The organism is Serratia sp. CY44782, from assembly GCF_052168715.1.
GTDB classification, from domain to species: Bacteria; Pseudomonadota; Gammaproteobacteria; order Enterobacterales; family Enterobacteriaceae; genus Serratia; species Serratia nevei.
Window position 1 is genome coordinate 227,645 of the sequence record NZ_JBJNME010000003.1, and the last position, 18,384, is coordinate 246,028.

15 protein-coding genes are annotated in these 18,384 nt (G+C 62.0%); 9 read left to right on the top strand and 6 right to left on the bottom strand.

Translation table 11 applies throughout. From position 1 onward, the window contains the following. Window positions 1-180: 180 nt before the first annotated feature. The 3 genes from zigA to folE2 are packed head-to-tail and all read right to left on the bottom strand — an operon-like array spanning window position 181 to window position 2,855. Window positions 181-1,368: a zinc metallochaperone GTPase ZigA gene (zigA, locus tag ACJ8HT_RS07035; protein WP_197652917.1), complete on the bottom strand. Its 1,188-nt coding sequence runs from the start codon at window positions 1,366-1,368 to the stop codon at window positions 181-183. Between the two features lie 10 nt (window positions 1,369-1,378). After that, window positions 1,379-1,939 carry a carbonate dehydratase gene (locus tag ACJ8HT_RS07040; protein ID WP_197652918.1) on the bottom strand — a complete coding sequence of 187 codons (561 nt, stop codon included), beginning with the start codon at window positions 1,937-1,939 and terminating at the stop codon, window positions 1,379-1,381. Continuing rightward, window positions 1,929-2,855, bottom strand: a complete 927-nt coding sequence (folE2, locus tag ACJ8HT_RS07045) for a GTP cyclohydrolase FolE2 (protein WP_197652919.1) — start codon at window positions 2,853-2,855, stop codon at window positions 1,929-1,931. The genes ACJ8HT_RS07040 and folE2 overlap by 11 nt, the downstream gene beginning before the upstream one ends. 204 nt (window positions 2,856-3,059) lie before the next feature. On the opposite strand from folE2, the gene sapA reads away from it, so the two are divergent. The 6 genes from sapA to ACJ8HT_RS07075 all read left to right on the top strand — a co-directional run bounded on the left by sapA (window position 3,060) and on the right by ACJ8HT_RS07075 (window position 9,960). Next, complete coding sequence (gene sapA, locus ACJ8HT_RS07050; RefSeq protein WP_049202406.1) at window positions 3,060-4,709, top strand: ABC transporter substrate-binding protein SapA; 1,650 nt, start codon at window positions 3,060-3,062, stop codon at window positions 4,707-4,709. Next, complete coding sequence (sapB, locus tag ACJ8HT_RS07055; protein ID WP_038880380.1) at window positions 4,706-5,671, top strand: putrescine export ABC transporter permease SapB; 966 nt, start codon at window positions 4,706-4,708, stop codon at window positions 5,669-5,671. The genes sapA and sapB overlap by 4 nt, the downstream gene beginning before the upstream one ends. Continuing rightward, window positions 5,658-6,548, top strand: a complete 891-nt coding sequence (gene sapC, locus ACJ8HT_RS07060) for a putrescine export ABC transporter permease SapC (RefSeq protein ID WP_004930580.1) — start codon at window positions 5,658-5,660, stop codon at window positions 6,546-6,548. Before sapB ends, sapC begins: the two co-directional genes overlap by 14 nt. Continuing rightward, a complete protein-coding gene (gene sapD / locus ACJ8HT_RS07065; RefSeq protein WP_019452674.1) occupies window positions 6,548-7,540 on the top strand; it encodes a putrescine export ABC transporter ATP-binding protein SapD in 993 nt (330 codons plus the stop codon). The genes sapC and sapD overlap by 1 nt, the downstream gene beginning before the upstream one ends. A gap of 1 nt (window position 7,541) precedes the next feature. Continuing rightward, window positions 7,542-8,354 carry a putrescine export ABC transporter ATP-binding protein SapF gene (gene sapF, locus ACJ8HT_RS07070; RefSeq protein ID WP_123895076.1) on the top strand — a complete coding sequence of 271 codons (813 nt, stop codon included), beginning with the start codon at window positions 7,542-7,544 and terminating at the stop codon, window positions 8,352-8,354. 421 nt (window positions 8,355-8,775) lie between these two features. Beyond that, entirely contained in the window at window positions 8,776-9,960 is a 1,185-nt protein-coding gene (locus tag ACJ8HT_RS07075) for a CMD domain-containing protein (protein WP_197652920.1), read from the top strand. A 42-nt stretch (window positions 9,961-10,002) separates the two neighbouring features. Here the strand turns inward: ACJ8HT_RS07075 and ACJ8HT_RS07080 are convergent, their stop codons facing one another. After that, window positions 10,003-10,908, bottom strand: a complete 906-nt coding sequence (locus ACJ8HT_RS07080) for a LysR family transcriptional regulator (protein WP_025303008.1) — start codon at window positions 10,906-10,908, stop codon at window positions 10,003-10,005. Window positions 10,909-10,972: 64 nt separating this feature from the next. Further along, complete coding sequence (gene dacD / locus ACJ8HT_RS07085) at window positions 10,973-12,142, bottom strand: serine-type D-Ala-D-Ala carboxypeptidase DacD (RefSeq protein ID WP_197652921.1); 1,170 nt, start codon at window positions 12,140-12,142, stop codon at window positions 10,973-10,975. A gap of 282 nt (window positions 12,143-12,424) precedes the next feature. On the opposite strand from dacD, the gene ACJ8HT_RS07090 reads away from it, so the two are divergent. Then, entirely contained in the window at window positions 12,425-14,731 is a 2,307-nt protein-coding gene (locus ACJ8HT_RS07090; RefSeq protein WP_197652922.1) for an FdhF/YdeP family oxidoreductase, read from the top strand. A gap of 15 nt (window positions 14,732-14,746) precedes the next feature. On the opposite strand, the gene ACJ8HT_RS07095 is transcribed toward ACJ8HT_RS07090, so the two are convergent. Further along, window positions 14,747-15,601, bottom strand: a complete 855-nt coding sequence (locus ACJ8HT_RS07095; RefSeq protein ID WP_197652923.1) for a LysR family transcriptional regulator — start codon at window positions 15,599-15,601, stop codon at window positions 14,747-14,749. Between the two features lie 99 nt (window positions 15,602-15,700). On the opposite strand from ACJ8HT_RS07095, the gene gloA reads away from it, so the two are divergent. Together gloA and ACJ8HT_RS07105 are read left to right on the top strand one after the other, a co-directional pair. Next, on the top strand, window positions 15,701-16,228 hold the full coding sequence (gloA, locus tag ACJ8HT_RS07100; protein WP_015378023.1) for a lactoylglutathione lyase: 528 nt from the start codon (window positions 15,701-15,703) through the stop codon (window positions 16,226-16,228). Window positions 16,229-16,415: 187 nt separating this feature from the next. Further along, window positions 16,416-18,350, top strand: a complete 1,935-nt coding sequence (locus tag ACJ8HT_RS07105) for an exoribonuclease II (RefSeq protein WP_197652924.1) — start codon at window positions 16,416-16,418, stop codon at window positions 18,348-18,350. Window positions 18,351-18,384: the final 34 nt, after the last annotated feature.

Below are 18,384 nucleotides of genomic sequence, written 5' to 3' on the forward strand. Positions count from 1 at the left end.
AGCCAGCACCCGAGCTGGCTTAAAAAACACTGGAAGCAATGTGAGCAATGTCGTGCCTTCCACATCAGAGCCGCAAACTGTGGCCTTCCGTGAACTGCCAGGCGATGATAATAGTTATCAGTATCGTCTGTAAAGCACTTTGTTGAGAATTTTTCTCATTACCACACGAAGATTGCGCAATTACCACTCAGGGAACGGGTCTGCCATGTCTAGCCAATAGTCCACGCCGGCGGCCATTTCATCGTCGCTCAGCAGGCAGTCGTCCAGCAAACGCACGATCGTCGCCTGTTGCAGATGCTGACCGATAAACACCAGCTCCTGGCGCATGTCGCCGAACGGCTCCACCCATTTTTCCTGAATGTGCGCCCGCGTTTCGGGATCCTGTGGCCAATTGTCTTGCGGAATGGCGCGCCAAAAGGTGCCCGCGAGGCCGTAGTGGGCGATGCCCCCTGCCTGGCTCCACTGCCCGGCCTGCCGCGGCCGCGTCGCCAGCCAGAAAAAGCCTTTCGAGCGCAGCAGCTTGCCGCCGCCCCAATCGCCGTTGATCACCCGATAAAACTTGTCCGGCGCAAACGGCCGCCGCGCCTGGTAGACGAAGCTGCTGATGCCGTAGTTTTCCGTTTCCGGCACGTGTTCGCCGCGCAGCTCTTTCAGCCAGCCGGGCGCCTGCTGCGCCTTTTCAAAGCTGAAGCTGCCGGTATTCAGCACCGCCTCCAGCGGCAGTTTGCCCGGCGCGATCGGCACAATGCGGGCATCGGGGTTCAGGCTGGCCAGCAGCGCCATCACTTCGCCTTGCTGGGATGGCGTCAACAGATCGGTCTTGCTGACCAGGATCACGTCGCAGAACTCAATTTGCTCAATCAGCAGATCCGCCACGCTGCGCAGATCGTCCTCGCCCAGGCTTTGGCCGGCCTCCTGCAGGCTTTGCGCCTGCTGGTACTGCTGGATGAAATTCACCCCGTCGACCACCGTCACCAGGGTATCCAGCCGGGCGAACTGCGACAGGCTTTCGCCCTTTTCGTCCTCAAAGGTAAAGGTTTCCGCCACCGGCAGCGGCTCGGAGATGCCGCTCGATTCGATCAGCAGGTAATCGAAACGCCCGTCCTGCGCCAGCTCACGCACCGAGACCAGCAGGTCTTCGCGCAGCGTGCAGCAAATGCAGCCGTTGCTCATCTCCACCAGCTTCTCTTCCTGGCGATCAAGATGCACGGCATTTTCCACCAGCGCGGCGTCGATGTTCACTTCGCTCATGTCGTTGACGATCACCGCCACGCGCATGCCCTGCCGGTTGTTCAGGATGTGGTTCAGCACCGTGGTTTTGCCGGCGCCGAGAAAGCCGGAAAGCACGGTCACGGGAAGTTGTTTCATGGGAGCCTCATTAAAATTCATTGCGTAATGCCTGGTAACCGCGAACCAGCTCAACGTTGGTGGCGGCCACTTCTTCCGAAAACTGCAGCGCGCCGCGATCGACCTGGCGATAGCGCGACAGGTCGCTGTCCGGCCCTACGCGCTCGGTCGAGGGGATGTAGCGGTTTTCAGGCAGCATCACGCCGTCCACCACCGCGTTGTAACGCACCACGCAGCCGGACTGGATGTGGCAGTTGAACAGCACGCTGTTGAAACCGATAAACACCCGATCGTCGATGCGACACGGGCCGTGGACGATGGCGCGGTGGGCGATCGAGCTGTAACGGCCAATGGTGACCGCCGCCCCGCTCTTGGAGTGGATCACCACGCCGTCCTGAATATTGGAGTGCGAGCCGATGACGATCGGCTCCATGTCGCCGGCGGCGTTCAACTCGTCGGCGCGGATCACCGCATAAGGGCCGACGTAAACGAAATCTTCGACGATCACCCGGCCGCAAATAATGGCGGTGGGGTCGATGTAGGCCAGCGGCGAGACCTGCGGCAGATGGCCGCTGGGATTTTTACGCAGCATGATTTTCTCCCCGCCAGCTCAGCTCCGCCACCGCATTGTGGGCATGCAGGCTCTCCTGATGCTCGACGCGCAGCGAGAAGGCGCGGTAATCGCACTGGCTGCGCAGCATGCGATGCAGACGGCGCGCCGCGTCTTCGCAAAACATCAGGTTCTGGCCGTTGGCCAGCGCGAAGGCCTGCTCGTCGCGGCGTTTCACCAGCGTTTGTACCGGCGTGCCCAGCGCGTGTTCGATGCGGTCGATCAATTTCACCGGTTCGAACGCCCGTTCATTCTCGGGCGTCACGGTGACCCAGGCCCAGCTGCGCTGGCTGTGAGGGGTGGCCGGCATTCCCTGCTCCAACAGCCACTCGCTCACCTGGCGTTGGCTGACCCGCTCCGCCGCCTGTTCAAAATCAAACTGAAACTGTTGCTGCGCCAACTGACGGCTGAGCGCCGCCGAACTCGGGCAGGTAGAGGAGTAAGGCACACCGACGGTCAGCGCCAGCGTCAGCGTGTTCGTCAGGGTCGCCTCGATGCGCAGCGGGTAAGCCTTCCAGCCGCGCTGCGGCGAAAGCAACGCCGGGCGAGACAACAGCAGCTCGCCGCTGAGCGTCAGGCTGGCGCGATCGCTGTGTTCCGGCTGCGAATCCAGAAAGGCCTGCAGCGTTCGGCCGATGCGCTGCGGCGTCAGCTCGCCCTGCGTCAATTCATCCAGCGCCAGATACAGGCGCGACATGTGAATACCCCGTTCGCCCGCCGCTTCGGCGCGCAGGTTGATGCCGGCGTCGACTTTGGCCATCAGTGGCTTGCCGGCCAGTTCCAGCGGCAGTGCGATCCCTTGCATCCCGACCCAATCGAGCCCGACATCACTCATTTCGCCGCGCCATGCCTGAGCGTCCGGCAGCGAACGGCGTGGTGGAAGTGCAACTTCGTTCATACATCCCCTTGCGTTATTGTGACTTTGCCGGGGAACGGTATCATGATTTTGTTATGTTATAACATATCAAATAAGATTTTTTTCACGCCGTTGGGCGACCTGATTAATCAAGTCGCAGAAAACTCAGCGATTTTGCTCAATGGATTGGGCTGCCGGTCAGAGTGCGATACACTAACGCTATTGCTGATTAACCCATGAGCCTCTATGCGTGGTTTACCCTTTTGGATATTGTCGTTGTGCCTGACGGGCTCCGCCCTGGCCGCGACAACACCGCCCGCACCCAGCGCGGCGCCGCTGCCGGACATTCGCCAGAGCGGCTTTGTCTATTGCGTCAGCGGCATACTGAATACCTTTAACCCGCAAATGGCCAGCAGCGGCCTGACGGTGGATACCCTGGCCGCCCAGCTGTACGATCGCCTGTTGGATGTTGATCCCTACACCTACCGGCTGATCCCCGAGCTGGCCCAAAGCTGGGAGGTGCTGGACAACGGCGCCACCTACCGCTTCCATCTGCGCAAGGACGTGCCGTTCCAGACCACCGCCTGGTTCACGCCCACCCGCAAGATGAACGCCGACGACGTGGTGTTCAGCTTCGCACGCGTATTTGACCAAAAGCACCCGTATCACGACGTCAACGGCGGCGAATACCCCTATTTCGACAGCCTGCAGTTCGGCGATTCGGTGCAGAGCGTGAGAAAGCTCGACGACTACACGGTGGAGATCCGCCTGCAGTCGCCGGACGCCTCGTTCCTGTGGCACCTGGCGACCCACTACGCGCCGGTGCTGTCCGCCGAATACGCCGACACGCTGACGCGCGAAGGTCATCAGGAGCTGATCGACCGCGAACCGGTCGGCAGCGGCCCGTTCCTGCTCAATGAATACCGCTCGGGGCAATATATTCGCCTGGCGCGCAACGCCGCCTACTGGAAAGGCCTGCCGCGCATGCCGCAGGTGGTGATCGATCTGGGCGCAGGCGGCACCGGCCGCCTCTCCAAACTGCTGACCGGCGAATGCGACGTGCTGGCCTATCCGGCGGCCAGCCAGCTGTCTATCCTGCGCGACGATCCGCGCCTGCGCCTGACGCTGCGCCCGGGGATGAACATCGCCTACCTGGCGTTCAACACCCGCAAACCGCCGCTCGACAACCTCAACGTGCGCCAGGCGATCTCGCTGGCGATCAACAACCAGCGGTTGATGCAGTCGATCTATTACGGTACGGCGGAAACCGCCGCTTCGATCCTGCCGCGCGCCTCCTGGGCCTATGACAACGACGCGCACGTCACCGAATACGATCCGGCCAAATCGCGCGAGATGCTGCGGCAGGCCGGCGTCGGCCAGCTGAACCTGAAGCTGTGGGTGCCGACCGCTTCGCAGTCTTACAACCCGAGCCCGTTGAAAACCGCCGAGCTGATCCAGGCCGATCTCGGCCAGGTGGGCATCAACGTCACCATCGTGCCGGTAGAGGGCCGCTTCCAGGAGGCGCGCCTGATGGAGATGAACCACGATCTGACCCTGACCGGCTGGGCCACCGACAGCAACGACCCGGACAGCTTCTTCCGGCCGCTGCTAAGCTGCGCGGCAATCCGTTCGCAAACCAACTATGCTCACTGGTGTGACCCGGGCTTCGATGAGGTGCTGCAGAACGCGCTGCTGTCGCAGCAGCTGTCTCAGCGCATCGACAACTACCGCAAGGCGCAGAAGATCCTTGAGCAGCAACTGCCGGTGCTGCCGCTAGCCTCTTCCCTGCGGCTGCAGGCCTACCGCTACGACATCAAAGGATTGGTGCTGAGCCCGTTCGGCAACGCCTCGTTCGCCGGGGTGTACCGTGAATCCGCGCCGGAGGTGAAAAAGTGATTATCTTTACCCTGCGCCGCATTCTGCTGCTGCTGATCACGCTGTTCTTCCTGACGCTGGTCAGCTTCAGCCTGAGTTATTTCACGCCGCGCGCGCCGCTGAACGGCGCCGCCCTGCTGGACGCCTATCAGTTCTATTTCGTCAGCCTGCTGCACTGGGACTTCGGCGTCTCCAGCATCAACGGCCAGGCGATCAGCGAACAGCTGCGCGAAGTGTTCCCGGCCACCATGGAACTGTGCCTGCTGGCCTTCGCCCTGGCGCTGTTTATCGGTATTCCGCTGGGCATCATCGCCGGCGTGCTGCGCGGCAAGTGGCAGGACACCGCCATCAGCACCTTCGCGCTGCTGGGCTTCTCGATGCCGGTGTTCTGGCTGGCGCTGCTGCTGATGCTGTTCTTCTCGCTACACCTGGGCTGGCTGCCGGTTTCCGGCCGTTTCGACCTGTTGTATCAGGTGAAGCCGATCACCGGTTTCGCGCTGATCGACGCCTGGCTGTCGGACTCGCCGTACCGCGCCGAGATGATCGGCAGCGCCCTGCGCCACATGATCCTGCCGATCGCCGCGCTGGCGGTGGCCCCCACCACCGAAGTGGTGCGCCTGATGCGCATCAGCACCGACGACGTGCTGAGCCAAAACTACATCAAGGCCGCCGCCACCCGCGGCCTGTCACGCTTTACCATCATTCGCCGGCACGTGTTGCACAATGCGCTGCCGCCGATCATCCCCAAGCTGGGGCTGCAGTTCTCCACCATGCTCACGCTGGCGATGATCACTGAAGTGGTGTTCAGCTGGCCGGGCCTCGGCCGGTGGCTGATCAACGCCATTCGCCAGCAGGACTATGCGGCGATCTCCGCCGGCGTCATGGTGGTCGGCACGCTGGTGATCACCATTAACGTCCTGGCCGACATTCTGGGTGCGGCAACCAACCCGCTGAAACATAAGGAATGGTATGCCCTTCGATAACGTATACCGCGAGAAAAAGATGCCGAGCCCGCTGCGCTACACCTGGCGGATTTTCTACGGCGATGCGCTGGCGATGATCGGTTTTTACGGGGTGATCGCCCTGCTGTTGCTGTCGCTGTTCGGCAGCCTGCTGGCGCCCTACGCGCTGGATCAGCAGTTCCTCGGCTATCAGCTGCTGCCGCCGTCCTGGTCGCGCTACGGCAACGTGTCGTTCTTTCTCGGCACCGACGATCTCGGGCGCGACATCCTCAGCCGGCTACTGACCGGCACTGCCGCCACCTTCGGCTCGGCGCTGGCGGTGACGCTGGCCGCGGCGTTCTGCGGGGTGATCCTCGGCGTGTTCGCCGGCGTCACCCACGGGCTGCGCTCGGCGGTGCTCAACCACATTCTCGATACCCTGCTGTCCATCCCGTCGCTGCTGCTGGCGATCGTGGTGGTGGCGTTTATCGGCCCCAAACTTGAACACGCCATGCTGGCGGTATGGCTCGCCTTGCTGCCGCGCATGGTGCGCACCATCTACAGCGCGGTGCACGACGAGCTGGAGAAAGAATACGTGGTGGCAGCGCGGCTCGACGGCGCTTCCACGCTGCAGATCTTGTGGTACGCAGTGATGCCGAACATCGCGGCGGTGCTAGTGACCGAGTTCACCCGCGCGCTGTCGATGGCCATTTTGGATATCGCCGCGCTCGGCTTCCTCGATCTCGGCGCGCAACTGCCTTCGCCGGAATGGGGAGCGATGCTCGGCGATTCGCTTGAGCTGGTGTACGTCGCGCCCTGGACGGTGATGCTGCCCGGCGCGGCCATCCTCGTCAGCGTGCTGCTGGTTAACCTGTTAGGCGACGGTATGCGCCGCGCAATCAATGCCGGGGTGGAATAATGCCGTTACTCGATATCCGCAATCTGACGATTGAATTTATGACCGCCGAAGGGCCGGTCAAGGCGGTCGATCGCGTCAGCATGACGCTGACCGAGGGCGAGGTGCGCGGCCTGGTGGGCGAATCGGGCTCCGGCAAGAGCCTGATCGCCAAAGCCATCTGCGGCGTGACCAAAGACAACTGGCGCGTCACCGCCGATCGCTTCCGCTTCGACGACATCGATCTGCTGCAGCTGAGCCCGCGCGAGCGGCGCAGGCTGGTGGGTCACAACGTCTCGATGATCTTCCAGGAGCCACAGTCCTGTCTGGATCCTTCCGAGAGCATCGGCCGCCAGCTGGCGCAGGCCATCCCGGGCTGGACCTACAAGGGCCGCTGGTGGCAACGCTTCAACTGGCGCAAACGCCGCGCCATCGAACTGCTGCACCGCGTCGGCATCAAGGATCACGACGACATTATGGGCAGCTTCCCGTACGAGCTGACCGAAGGCGAGTGCCAGAAAGTGATGATCGCCATCGCGCTGGCCAACCAGCCGCGCCTGCTGATCGCCGATGAGCCGACCAACGCCATGGAGCCGACCACCCAGGCGCAGATTTTCCGCCTGTTGGCGCGTCTCAACCAGAACAACAACACTACCATTTTGCTGATCAGCCACGATTTGCAGATGATGAGCAAGTGGGCCGACCGGGTGAACGTGCTGTACTGCGGGCAAACGGTGGAAAGCGCCCAGTGCGAAGAGCTGCTGGCGGCGCCGCACCACCCTTACACCCAGGCGCTGATCCGCGCCATGCCGGACTTCGGCCGCTCGCTGCCGCACAAGAGCCGGTTGAACACGCTGCCGGGTGCCATTCCTTCGCTGGAACACCTGCCGATCGGCTGCCGTCTGGGGCCGCGCTGCCCTTACGCGCAGAAGAAGTGCATCGAAACGCCGCGCCTGCGCCCGGTCAAAAACCACTTCTTCGCCTGCCACTTCCCGCTGAACATGGAGGAGCAATAACATGGAAACGCTGTTGGAAGTGCGCAACCTGAGCAAAACCTACCGCTACCGCACCGGGCTGTTCCGTCGCCAGCACGTCGAGGCGGTGAAATCCGTCAGCTTTACCCTGCGCGAAGGCCAGACGCTGGCGGTGATCGGCGAGAACGGCTCCGGCAAGTCCACGCTGGCGAAGATGCTCTCCGGCATGGTGGAACCGACCGCCGGCGAACTGCTGATCGACGATCACCCGCTGGAATTCGGCGATTATCGCTATCGCAGCCAGCGCATTCGCATGATTTTTCAGGATCCGAGCACCTCGCTCAATCCGCGCCAACGCATCGGCCAGCTGCTGGACGCGCCGCTGCGGCTGAACACCGATCTGGAACCCGCCGAGCGCGAGCAGCGCATCAACCAGACGCTGCGCCAGGTCGGCATGCTGCCGGATCACGCCTACTACTATCCGCACATGCTGGCTTCCGGGCAGAAACAGCGCGTCGCGCTGGCGCGTGCGCTGATCCTGCAGCCGAAAGTGATCGTCGCCGATGAGGCGCTGGCCTCGCTGGACATGTCGATGCGCTCGCAAATCATCAACCTGATGCTGGAGCTGCAGGAAAAACACGGCATTGCCTATATCTATGTCACCCAGCACCTCGGCATGATGAAGCATATCAGCGACCAGGTGCTGGTGATGCACGAAGGGGAAATCGTCGAACGCGGCAGCACCGCCGAGGTATTGGCGGCGCCGCTGCACGAATTGACCAAGCGGCTTATCGCCAGCCACTTCGGCGAGGCGCTGACCGCCGACGCCTGGCGACGCGACGGCGGGCGTTTTTGAGCCACGGCTGTACATGCAAACCCGCTGCGGCGGGTTTTTTATTGCCGCGCGCGCCTGCCGCTTAGCGAGAAAGCGCACATGCAAATTACAATATTGTTATATATCCTTATATTTTATTCCTTTCAGTTATTGATTAGTCCGTAACATTATTTTATCTCGCCTGGGCGATCGGTGAGGATATCCCCTACGTTGAGCCTCTCATACGACAGGATATCGCACTGATGAACAGCCTTCGCCATCGCCGCCTCACGCAGTTTTTGCTCACGCTGGCCGCCGGTTTCTCTGTTTACGGCCACGCGCTGTGCTGCGATGAGCTGCGCTAAATCCGCCTTTCGCCCCGCCTGCGGGCATGTTGCCTCTTTGTCCAGCCGCCGCTGCCGTACATACCGGCGGCTGTTGACCATGATTAAGGATTGACCCTATGGAACGACTCCGTCGACAACATAACGCCCAGTGGTATCACGAAACCCAAAGCAGCGTGCGTGGCGATGCACCGTTGGAGCCGCAGGCGGCTACCCTGCGCGATCGTTTTCTGCTGGGACTGGGCGCCTTCGCCGATGAAGCGTTAAATAGCGCGCTCAGCGCCCGCGCTGGGGTATTCAACGCCTCACTGGCCGGTTACCACGCCCTGTTTCCCGACCAGGTGTCGTTATCACGACACGTGACATTGTCACCATACGATCGCCTCAGCACCGCGCTGACCGTCGCGCAGGTGACCGGCGTGCAGTCACTTTGTAGCCACTATGCCGCCCGCCTCGCCCCGCTGCACAGCCCGGACGCCTCCCGGGAAAGCAATATCCGCCTCGCCCAGATCACCCAATACGCCCGCCAGCTCGCCAGCCAGCCCACGCTGATTTGCCGCAAGGCGCTGCAACAGCTTGGCGACGTCGGGCTGAGCCCGGCGGATATTGTCACCTTCTCGCAGGTCATCGGTTTTGTCAGCTATCAGGCGCGCGTGGTGGCGGGCGTGGCGGCGTTGGCCGGCCGACCGGCGGTGGTGGTGCCCGGTTTCCCTAACGTCGAAGACGCCGATGGCGTCGCTTTCAGCACCGAAGAGTTGAGCTGGACTGCACGCCTGCCGCCGATCGACGTGGAAACCGCCGCCGCTGAACAGCTTGACGTGCTGGATCAGAGCCATCCACAGGCGCGCGCCGAATCTTACTATCTGCTGTTGGCGCACAATGCCGCCGCACTGCGCGAGCGCAACGGCGTGTTTAATGGCATCAATGCCGAAGGGTACGGGTTATCGAGCCGCTTGAAAGCGCTGGCGACCCTGGCCGTCTCGCGCATCAACGGCAGCCGTTACTGCGCGGCTACCGTTGCGCAAGAGCTACAGGATGACGGACTGGCGCAGGCGCTGTTCAGCGGGTTGCCTCAGGGATTGGCGTTTACCGAGGATACGGTCAAACGCGCGGTGATCCACACCGCCGCCGAGCTGACGCGCGCACCGGAGAAATTCACCCCGCAGAGCGTGCAACCGTTGTTCAACAGCGGCTTGAATCAGGCGCAGGCGCTGGAGGTGATTCTCACCGCCGCGCTCTATGGCTGGGAAAACCGCCTGCGCCAAACGCTGGGCGATGCCGAATCTTTTATCGCCGCCGACTGAAGATCGCTACGCGGCCTGATTACCGGCGCGATACGCCGCGTTTTAGACATTCTGCTGGCGCAACCACTCGCTGGCAGCGTCGAAGAATTTTTGCGCCAGCGGCGTGGCGCGCTCCGCCATATCGACCACCACCGCCGCATGGCGCGGCATGGCTCCGATGGCCACCGGACGCCGTTGCAACGCCGGCATCAGCGGTGATTGCAGTTGGCCGCGTGGGAACAACCCGCAGCCCAGGCCGACGAAAATCCCCTCCAGCAGTTGGAAGATCGAAGCGGTTTCCAGCCGCGTGTGCAGCGTTAACCCGGCGTCGCGGAAGTGCTGATCGAGATAGCGACGGAAATAACGCGTCGGCTCGGCCAGGCACAGCGGCAACGCGGCCACTGCCTCCAGCGGCAACGGCGTGTCGCCCACCAGCTTCGGGAAGTGTTGCGGATGAAATACCAGCTCGACGCCGGTTTCCACCAGCGGTTGCGATTGGAAATGCAGCTCCTTTAAGGTCGACAGCTCGAAAAAGCCGATGCCGATGTCGACGGTATGCGCCGTCAGCGCCTCCAGCAGTTGATCGGCGCTCAGCACCGCCAGCCGATAATCGAGATGCGGGTAACGCTCGCTGACCGCCTTGAGCATTTCCGATACCGAGATACTGCACTGCGGCACCACGCCAAGGCGCAGCGTGCCGTGCAAGCCGTGCTTGAGCGACTCCACCTCCAGCTTCAGCCCCTGGTAAACCGAGACGATCTCACGCGCCCACGCCAGCACCCGCTCGCCTTCGGCGGTAAAACCACCGAAATGGTTGCCGCGGTTAATCAGCGAAACGCCCAGCTCTTTTTCCAGATTTTTCAATCGCATGGACAGCGTCGGCTGGCTAACGAAGCTGGCCTCCGCCGCCCGGCCGAAGTGGCGTTCTCGTTCTAAATTACACAAATAAATCAGTTGTTTAATATCCATAGCGCGGCTCAATGATCGGCATTCGCACCAGTATACCACCGGGCGCCGTCGCCCGCCCGGCGAGTCAGAGCTTCAGCTTCACGTAATCCACCAGGCGCGAGAACACGCCGCCCTGCGGCACCGCCTGCAGCGCCACCAGCGGCAGGGTTTTCACCACCTGGCCATTGTCGCTGATGCGGATCTCGCCGACGGTCTGCCCTTTGCCAATCGGCGCTTCCAGCCGCGCGGTGTTGATCACGTACTGCGCCTTCAGCTTGTCCGCTTCTTTTTTTGGCAGGCTGAGCGATTGCTCTTGCGCGCTACCGACCGGTAACCGGTGATTCTCGCCGTACCAGACTGGCTCTTCCCCCAGGCTTTGGCCGGCGCTGAACAGGTGTACGGTGGCAAAGTCACGTAACCCCCAAGTCAACAGCTTACGCGCCTGCTCCTCACGCCCTTTAGAGCTTTTACCGCCCATCACCACGGCAATCAGACGGCGATCCCCTTCGGTGGCGGAGGCGATGATGTTGAAGCCGGCCGAGGCGGTGTGCCCGGTTTTCAACCCATCGACGTGCAGCGTCTTATCCCACAGCAGGCCATTGCGGTTCTGCTGCGTAATGCCATTCCAGGTCAGCGACTTCTCGCTGTACATATGGTATTCCGCCGGTTCACTCATGATGATGGCGCGCGCAATCACCGCCAGATCGCCGGCGGTGGTGAACTGCCCCGGCGCATCCAGCCCGTGTACCGTTTCGAAATGGGTGTTCTGCAGGCCCAGCTGCGCGCTCTTCTCGTTCATCAGCTTGACGAAGTTGGCCTGGCTGCCCGCCACATAGTCCGCCATCGCTACGCAGGCGTCGTTGCCGGAATCGATGATGATACCGCGGCTGAGATCGCGCACCGTGACCTTGTCACCTGGCTTCAGGAACATCAGCGAAGATCCTTTGAACACCGGGTTGCCCTGCGCCCAGGCGTCTTTCCCCACGGTGACGACATCGTCGAGGCCAATCTTGTGCTGATCGAGCGCGTGGTCGATCACCAATCCGGTCATGAGTTTAGTCAGGCTGGCCGGGTTGCGCCGTTCGTCGGCATTGCCGGCGGCCAACACCTGGCCGGTGGTGTAATCCATCAAAACGTAAGAGGCGGCGTCTATCGCCGGCGGGGTCATGGTAGGAAAATTGGGCGTCGTTTCCGCCGCCTGCGCCGCTAAAGGCAGCAATATGCCGCCGATTACCACTGATACTGAACGCTTCACGCTGTGTTCCTCAGGCCTGCAGGCTAAATAAAATGCCAATATAATCCGCGAGATAGACTGCATGAATTCACTTTCAGACGAAACCATTACTCTTTTGCAGCGGGTGTCTTTATGCAACCATTTGTTTACGGCGCCGCCCGCCAGCGATAGATGCGCTCTATGCCGCCATTGCCCCATTCGATTAGACGCCACCCCGCAGCGCCCCTAAACTTGTGACATAAATACGCAAGACGCATAAAAAAGCGTTTACTTTTTAGCTACAACCACCTGCGAAGTGTCACCATGAAATTCAAACCGTCAATCAAGCCTTATACCGGCCCGGCGGGCGGCTGGGGTTCGCTTGAAGCCACCACCCGCTTTGTCCTCGACAGTAAACAAACGCTAAAAAACATGCGCAACCTGATGCGCGTCAACAAGGCTCGCGGCTTCGACTGCCCCGGTTGCGCCTGGGGCGACGACAACCACAGCACCTTCAGCTTCTGCGAAAACGGCGCCAAAGCGGTCAGTTGGGAAGCGACGCGCAGCGCCGTGGAGCCTGAGTTCTTCGCCGCCCACAGCGTCAGCACGCTGCTGCAGCAGAGCGACTATTTCCTCGAGTATCAGGGGCGCCTCACCCATCCGATGCGCTACAACGCCGAAACCGACCACTATGAACCTATCCATTGGCCGGACGCGCTGGCGCTGATCGCCAAACACATCAACGGCATGGACAACCCGAACCAGATCGAGCTGTATACCTCGGGCCGCGCCAGCAACGAAGCGTCATACCTTTATCAGCTGTTCGGCCGCATGCTCGGCACCAGCAACTTCCCCGACTGCTCCAATATGTGCCACGAGGCGAGTGGCGTCGGGCTGAAGCAGAGCATCGGCGTCGGCAAAGGCACCATCCGCATCGATGACTTCGAAAAGGCCGACGCCATCTTCGTGTTTGGCCAAAACCCCGGCACCAACCACCCGCGCATGCTGCACAGCCTGAAGAACGCCGCCCGACGCGGCGCGCGTATCGTCAGCTTCAACACCCTGCGCGAGCGCGGGCTGGAAAGGTTCGCCGATCCGCAGGATCCGGTACAGATGCTGACGCCAAAATCCTCGCCGATCAGCTCTTCCTATTACCAACCGAATCTGGGCGGCGATATGGCGGCGGTGCGCGGCATGGTGAAAGCCCTGCTGGAAACCCACCGTCAGCGCCTCGCCGCCGGTGAACCCGCCTTGTTCGACCTGGCGTTTATCGAACAGCACAGCGTCGGCGTAGAGGCTTACCTGGCGCAAGTGGACGCCACCGAGTGGCAGACCATTACCGCGCAGTCGGGCCTGAGCGAAGCACAGCTGCGCCAGGCGGCCGCCACCTATCAGGGCGCCGAGCGGGTGATCTGCACCTGGGCGATGGGCGTGACTCAGCATAAGCACTCGATTGCGACGGTGCGTGAAATCACCAACCTGCAGCTGTTGTTCGGGCAGTTGGGCAAACCGGGCGCCGGCCTGTGCCCGGTACGCGGCCACAGCAACGTCCAGGGCAACCGCACCATGGGGATCGACGAGAAGTCCCCCAAGGCGCTGCTCGACAGCCTGGAGCGCCACTTTAACTTCACCGCCAACCGGGCGCTGGGGCACAACACGGTGGAAGCGATCGAAGCGATGCTGCGCGGCGAAGTGAAAGTGCTGATCGCGCTGGGCGGCAACCTGGCCGCCGCGGCGCCGGACACCGAGCGCACCGCCCGCGCCCTGCGCAACTGCGACTTGACGGTGCACATCAGCACCAAGCTTAACCGCAGCCACCTGGTGACCGGCAAAGATGCGCTGATCCTGCCAACGCTCGGTCGCACCGAGCTGGACATGCAGGCCAGCGGCTCGCAGTACATTACGGTCGAGGATTCGTTCAGCATGGTGCATGCTTCGGAAGGCATCGGCAAGCCGCTGGCGGAGACCCAACGTTCGGAGACGGCGATCGTCTGCGGCATCGCCGACGCGGTGCTGGGCACCCAGCAGCTGGATTGGCTGGAATTGGCCGACGACTATTCGCTGATCCGCGATCACATCGCCGCCACCATTCCCGGTTTCGAGGATTTCAACCGGCGCTGCGACCAGCCCGGCGGTTTCTATCTGGGCAATGCCGCCGCCGAACTGCGCTTCGCCACGCCGAGCGGCAAGGCAGAGTTCAGCGCCGCCGCGCTGCCGACTACCCTGTTCCCTCAGCTGGGCAGCGAGAAAGCGCCGTTCACCCTGCAAACGCTGCGCTCGCACGATCAGTACAACACCACCATCTATGGTCTGGATGACCGCTACCGCGGCGTTTACGGTCAGCGTGAAGTGCTGTTCATCCATCCGGAGGATCTGGTGGCGCTGGGCCTGCAGGACGGCGAACGGGTAGAGATAGAAACCCTGTGGAACGACGGCGTGGTGCGCAAAGTGGACGGGTTCAAGCTGGTGAGTTACGACATTCCGCGTGGCAACCTGGCGGCCTACTACCCGGAAACCAACCCGCTGGTGCCGCTGGCCAGCTTCGGCGACGGCACCGGTACCCCGACCTCGAAGTCGATTCCGGTGGTGATCCGCCGCAGCGAACAGCAACCTTCGCTGCGCATCGCCTGAAAATGCGCGCCCGGTTCACGCCGGGCGCGCCAATATCCCCAGGATGGTCTGCAACTCGTCCGACAGCTGATGCCGTCGCCAGACGAAATACAGGTCGCTCACCCCCTCCTCGCCCATTTCCACCACCTTTAGCCCCGGCGCCGGCAAGATCAACGGCAGCAGCGAACCGGGGACGCAGGCGACGCCACAACCGGCCTGTACGCAGGCCGCCATCGCGGCATAAGATTCCATTTCCAGCGTCATGCGCGGTTTCAGCCCGCGCGAGGCCAGCCAATGATCCACCTTCAGGCGAAACGAACATTCGCGGCTGAACGTGTAAAACTCCAGCGGCGCCAGCGTGGCGGCGTCGGGTTCCCCGGCATCGGCCGGCATCAGCAATACCAGCCGTTCATCGAAGGCCTTTTGGCTGGCCAGCAGCGGATGTTCAATCGGGCCGTCGGTGATCGCCAGGTCGAGATCGCTGTCGATCAGCATACGTTCCAGCACCAGCGAGTCGCGGCTCAGCACGTTGATGTGCAGATGAGGCTGTAAACGGCGCAGCCGGGCAATGAGCGGCGGCAAATGGCTGACCAGCGAGAAATCCAGCGCCCCGAGGTTCAGCAGCCCATGCTGATGCTCGCCGGCGAACAGCTGCTTGCTGCGCTCCGCCTGCGCCACGATGTCGCGCGCCTGCTGATAGAACAGCCGCCCTTTGGGATTGACGTACAGCCGATTCTTGTCGCGGAAAAACAGTTCGCCGCCCAGCGACTCCTCCAGTTCGCGCAGCCGCAGCGTGACGTTGGAAGGCACGCAGTGCAGCTCGCGCGCGGCGGCGGCGATGGTTTTGTGCTCCACCACGGTACAGAAAAACTTCAGCTGGCTCAGCTTCATCTGTCATTCACTTTTAGTTAGTGTTTTAGTTAAAAACAATCACTTTAGATTAGCATCAATTTCACCTACAGTCTGCCGACACCCTGAGGAGGATCACTGATGCCACTGAATGACCTACTGACGCTGCCCGGCGTGGCGGCCCAACCGGACGCGGTAACCGACGGTTACGTGTTCAACCACACCATGATCCGCGTGAAGGATCTGACCAAAGCGCTGGATTTCTACACCCGCGTGCTGGGCTTTACCCCGGTCTATCTGGAAACGTTCGAAGAAGCCGCTTTTACCATCTGCTACCTGACGCGCAGCCCGCGTGAACAGATCCCGCAGGACGACGACGAGCGCAAACGCTGGGCGCTGAGCCAGCCGGGCATTCTCGAACTGACCCATAACCACGGCACCGAAAATCAGGCCGATTTCCACTACCACAACGGCAACGGTGAGCCGCGCGGCTTTGGCCACCTGTGCGTCACGGTGCCGGACGTGCGCGCCGCCTGCGAGCGGTTTGAGCGCCTCGGCGTCACCTTCCAAAAGCGCCTGCATGAAGGCCGCATGAACTACGTGGCGTTCATTCGCGATCCGGACGATTACTGGATTGAAATCCTGCAGCCGACGCCGCTGCGGGACTGATCGCCAACCGCCCTTCACCCCGGCCTTCGCGCCGGGGTTTTTCATCGATAGCGCTTCGATTGACCATTCTTGCGCAAAATCGCGTGGCAACGCGGGGTTCCGTGACGTTAGGCTTGCTCGCAGCGGGTGATTCGCGTAAAACTGTCAGCCGCAAATCTTGCCACTCACAACCCATTCACTGGACGATATGTTTCAAGATAACCCGCTGCTGGCGCAGCTTAAACAGCAACTTCACTCTCAGACCCCGCGCGTTGAAGGCGTAGTGAAAGGGACTGAGAAAGGCTTTGGCTTTCTTGAAGTAGACGGTCAAAAAAGTTACTTCATTCCGCCGCCGTACATGAAGAAAGTCATGCACGGGGATCGCATTATCGCCACCCTGCACACCGAGAAAGAGCGCGAAATCGCCGAGCCGGAAACCCTGGTCGAGCCGTTCCTGTCGCGCTTTGTCGGCCGCGTGCAAAAGCGCGACGATCGCTTGTCCATCGTGCCCGATCATCCGTTGCTGAAAGATGCGATTCCGTGCCGCCCGGTGCGTGAATTGACCCACAACTTCCAGGCCGGTGACTGGGCGGTGGCGGAAATGCGCCGTCACCCGCTGAAAGGCGATCGCGGCTTTAACGCCGATCTGACCCACTTTATCACCGAAGGTGAAGACCATTTCGCCCCATGGTGGGTGACGCTGGCGCGTCACAACCTGGAGAAAGAGGCGCCGGAGATGCAGGCCCTCAGCGAACCGGCCGCTGCGCTGGTGCGTGAAGACCTGACCGCGCTCGAGTTCGTCACCATCGACAGCGCCAGCACCGAAGACATGGACGATGCGCTGTATGTGACCGACAACGGCGACGGTTCGCTGCAGTTGACCATCGCCATCGCCGATCCGACCGCCTATGTCGAACAAGGCAGCAAGCTGGACGATATCGCCCGCGTGCGCGCCTTCACCAACTACCTGCCGGGCTTCAACATCCCGATGCTGCCGCGCGATCTGTCGGACAACCTGTGCTCGCTGCGCCCTAACGAGCGCCGCCAGGTGCTGGCTTGCCGCGTAACCATCGCCGCCGACGGCGCGCTGGGCGAGGATATTCAGTTCTTCGCCGCCGAGATCGAATCCAAAGCCAAGCTGGTATACGACGAAGTCTCCGACTGGCTGGAAGGCATTGCCGGCTGGCAGCCGCCGAGCGACGCCATCGCGCAACAAATCACCCTGCTGAAGCGCATTTGCGACGCGCGCAACGCCTGGCGCCATCAGCATGCGCTGGTGTTCAAAGACCGCCCGGACTACCGCTTCGTGCTGGGTGAAAAAGGCGACGTGCTCGAGATCGTTACCGAGCAACGCCGCAGCGCCAACCGCATCGTTGAAGAGTGCATGATCGCCGCCAACGTCTGCGCCGCCATCGTGCTGCGCGATCGCCTGGGCTTCGGCGTGTACAACGTGCACACCGGTTTCGATCCTGCTCTGGTCGAGCAAGCGGTCACCGTATTGCAGGCCAACGGCGTGGAAGCCGAAGCCGAGAAGCTGCTGACCCTCGACGGTTTCTGCGAACTGCGCCGCCACCTGGATGCGCAGCCGACCCAGTTCCTCGACAGCCGCATCCGCCGCTTCCAGACCTTCGCCGAGATCAGCACCACGCCGGGGCCACACTTCGGCCTGGGTCTGGAGGCTTACGCCACCTGGACATCGCCGATCCGTAAATACGGCGATATGGTCAACCATCGCTTGCTGAAGGCGATCATCAACCAGCAGCCGGCAGAAAAACCGCAGGATGACGTGACGGTGCAGCTGGCGGAACGCCGCCGCCTGAACCGCATGGCGGAGCGCGACGTCGGCGACTGGCTGTACGCCCGCTTCCTGCAGGACAAGGCCGGTACCGATACCCGCTTCAACGCCGAGATCATCGACGTGACCCGCGGCGGCCTGCGCGTGCGCCTGCTGGACAACGGCGCGGTTGCCTTCATCCCGGCACCGTTTATTCACGCGGTGCGCGACGAGATGCAGTGCAGCCAGGAAACCGGCACCGTGCAGATCAAGGGTGAAGTGGTTTACCGCCAGAGCGACACCTTGCAGGTCACCATCGCCGAAGTGCGCATGGAAACCCGCAGCGTGATCGCCCGTCCGGCGGCCTGAACGCCAGCCTGAAACGGCCGCAACGCAAAGCGCC

Excerpts from the sequence above, each read along its gene's own strand:
- zigA (WP_197652917.1), bottom strand. The coding sequence starts at position 1,368 with ATGAAACAACTTCCCGTGACCGTGCTTTCCGGCTTTCTCGGCGCCGGC.
- ACJ8HT_RS07040 (WP_197652918.1), bottom strand. The coding sequence starts at position 1,939 with ATGCTGCGTAAAAATCCCAGCGGCCATCTGCCGCAGGTCTCGCCGCTG.
- folE2 (WP_197652919.1), bottom strand. The coding sequence starts at position 2,855 with ATGAACGAAGTTGCACTTCCACCACGCCGTTCGCTGCCGGACGCTCAG.
- sapA (WP_049202406.1), top strand. The coding sequence starts at position 3,060 with ATGCGTGGTTTACCCTTTTGGATATTGTCGTTGTGCCTGACGGGCTCC.
- sapC (WP_004930580.1), top strand. The coding sequence starts at position 5,658 with ATGCCCTTCGATAACGTATACCGCGAGAAAAAGATGCCGAGCCCGCTG.
- sapD (WP_019452674.1), top strand. The coding sequence starts at position 6,548 with ATGCCGTTACTCGATATCCGCAATCTGACGATTGAATTTATGACCGCC.
- sapF (WP_123895076.1), top strand. The coding sequence starts at position 7,542 with ATGGAAACGCTGTTGGAAGTGCGCAACCTGAGCAAAACCTACCGCTAC.
- ACJ8HT_RS07075 (WP_197652920.1), top strand. The coding sequence starts at position 8,776 with ATGGAACGACTCCGTCGACAACATAACGCCCAGTGGTATCACGAAACC.
- ACJ8HT_RS07080 (WP_025303008.1), bottom strand. The coding sequence starts at position 10,908 with ATGGATATTAAACAACTGATTTATTTGTGTAATTTAGAACGAGAACGC.
- ACJ8HT_RS07090 (WP_197652922.1), top strand. The coding sequence starts at position 12,425 with ATGAAATTCAAACCGTCAATCAAGCCTTATACCGGCCCGGCGGGCGGC.
- ACJ8HT_RS07095 (WP_197652923.1), bottom strand. The coding sequence starts at position 15,601 with ATGAAGCTGAGCCAGCTGAAGTTTTTCTGTACCGTGGTGGAGCACAAA.
- gloA (WP_015378023.1), top strand. The coding sequence starts at position 15,701 with ATGCCACTGAATGACCTACTGACGCTGCCCGGCGTGGCGGCCCAACCG.
- ACJ8HT_RS07105 (WP_197652924.1), top strand. The coding sequence starts at position 16,416 with ATGTTTCAAGATAACCCGCTGCTGGCGCAGCTTAAACAGCAACTTCAC.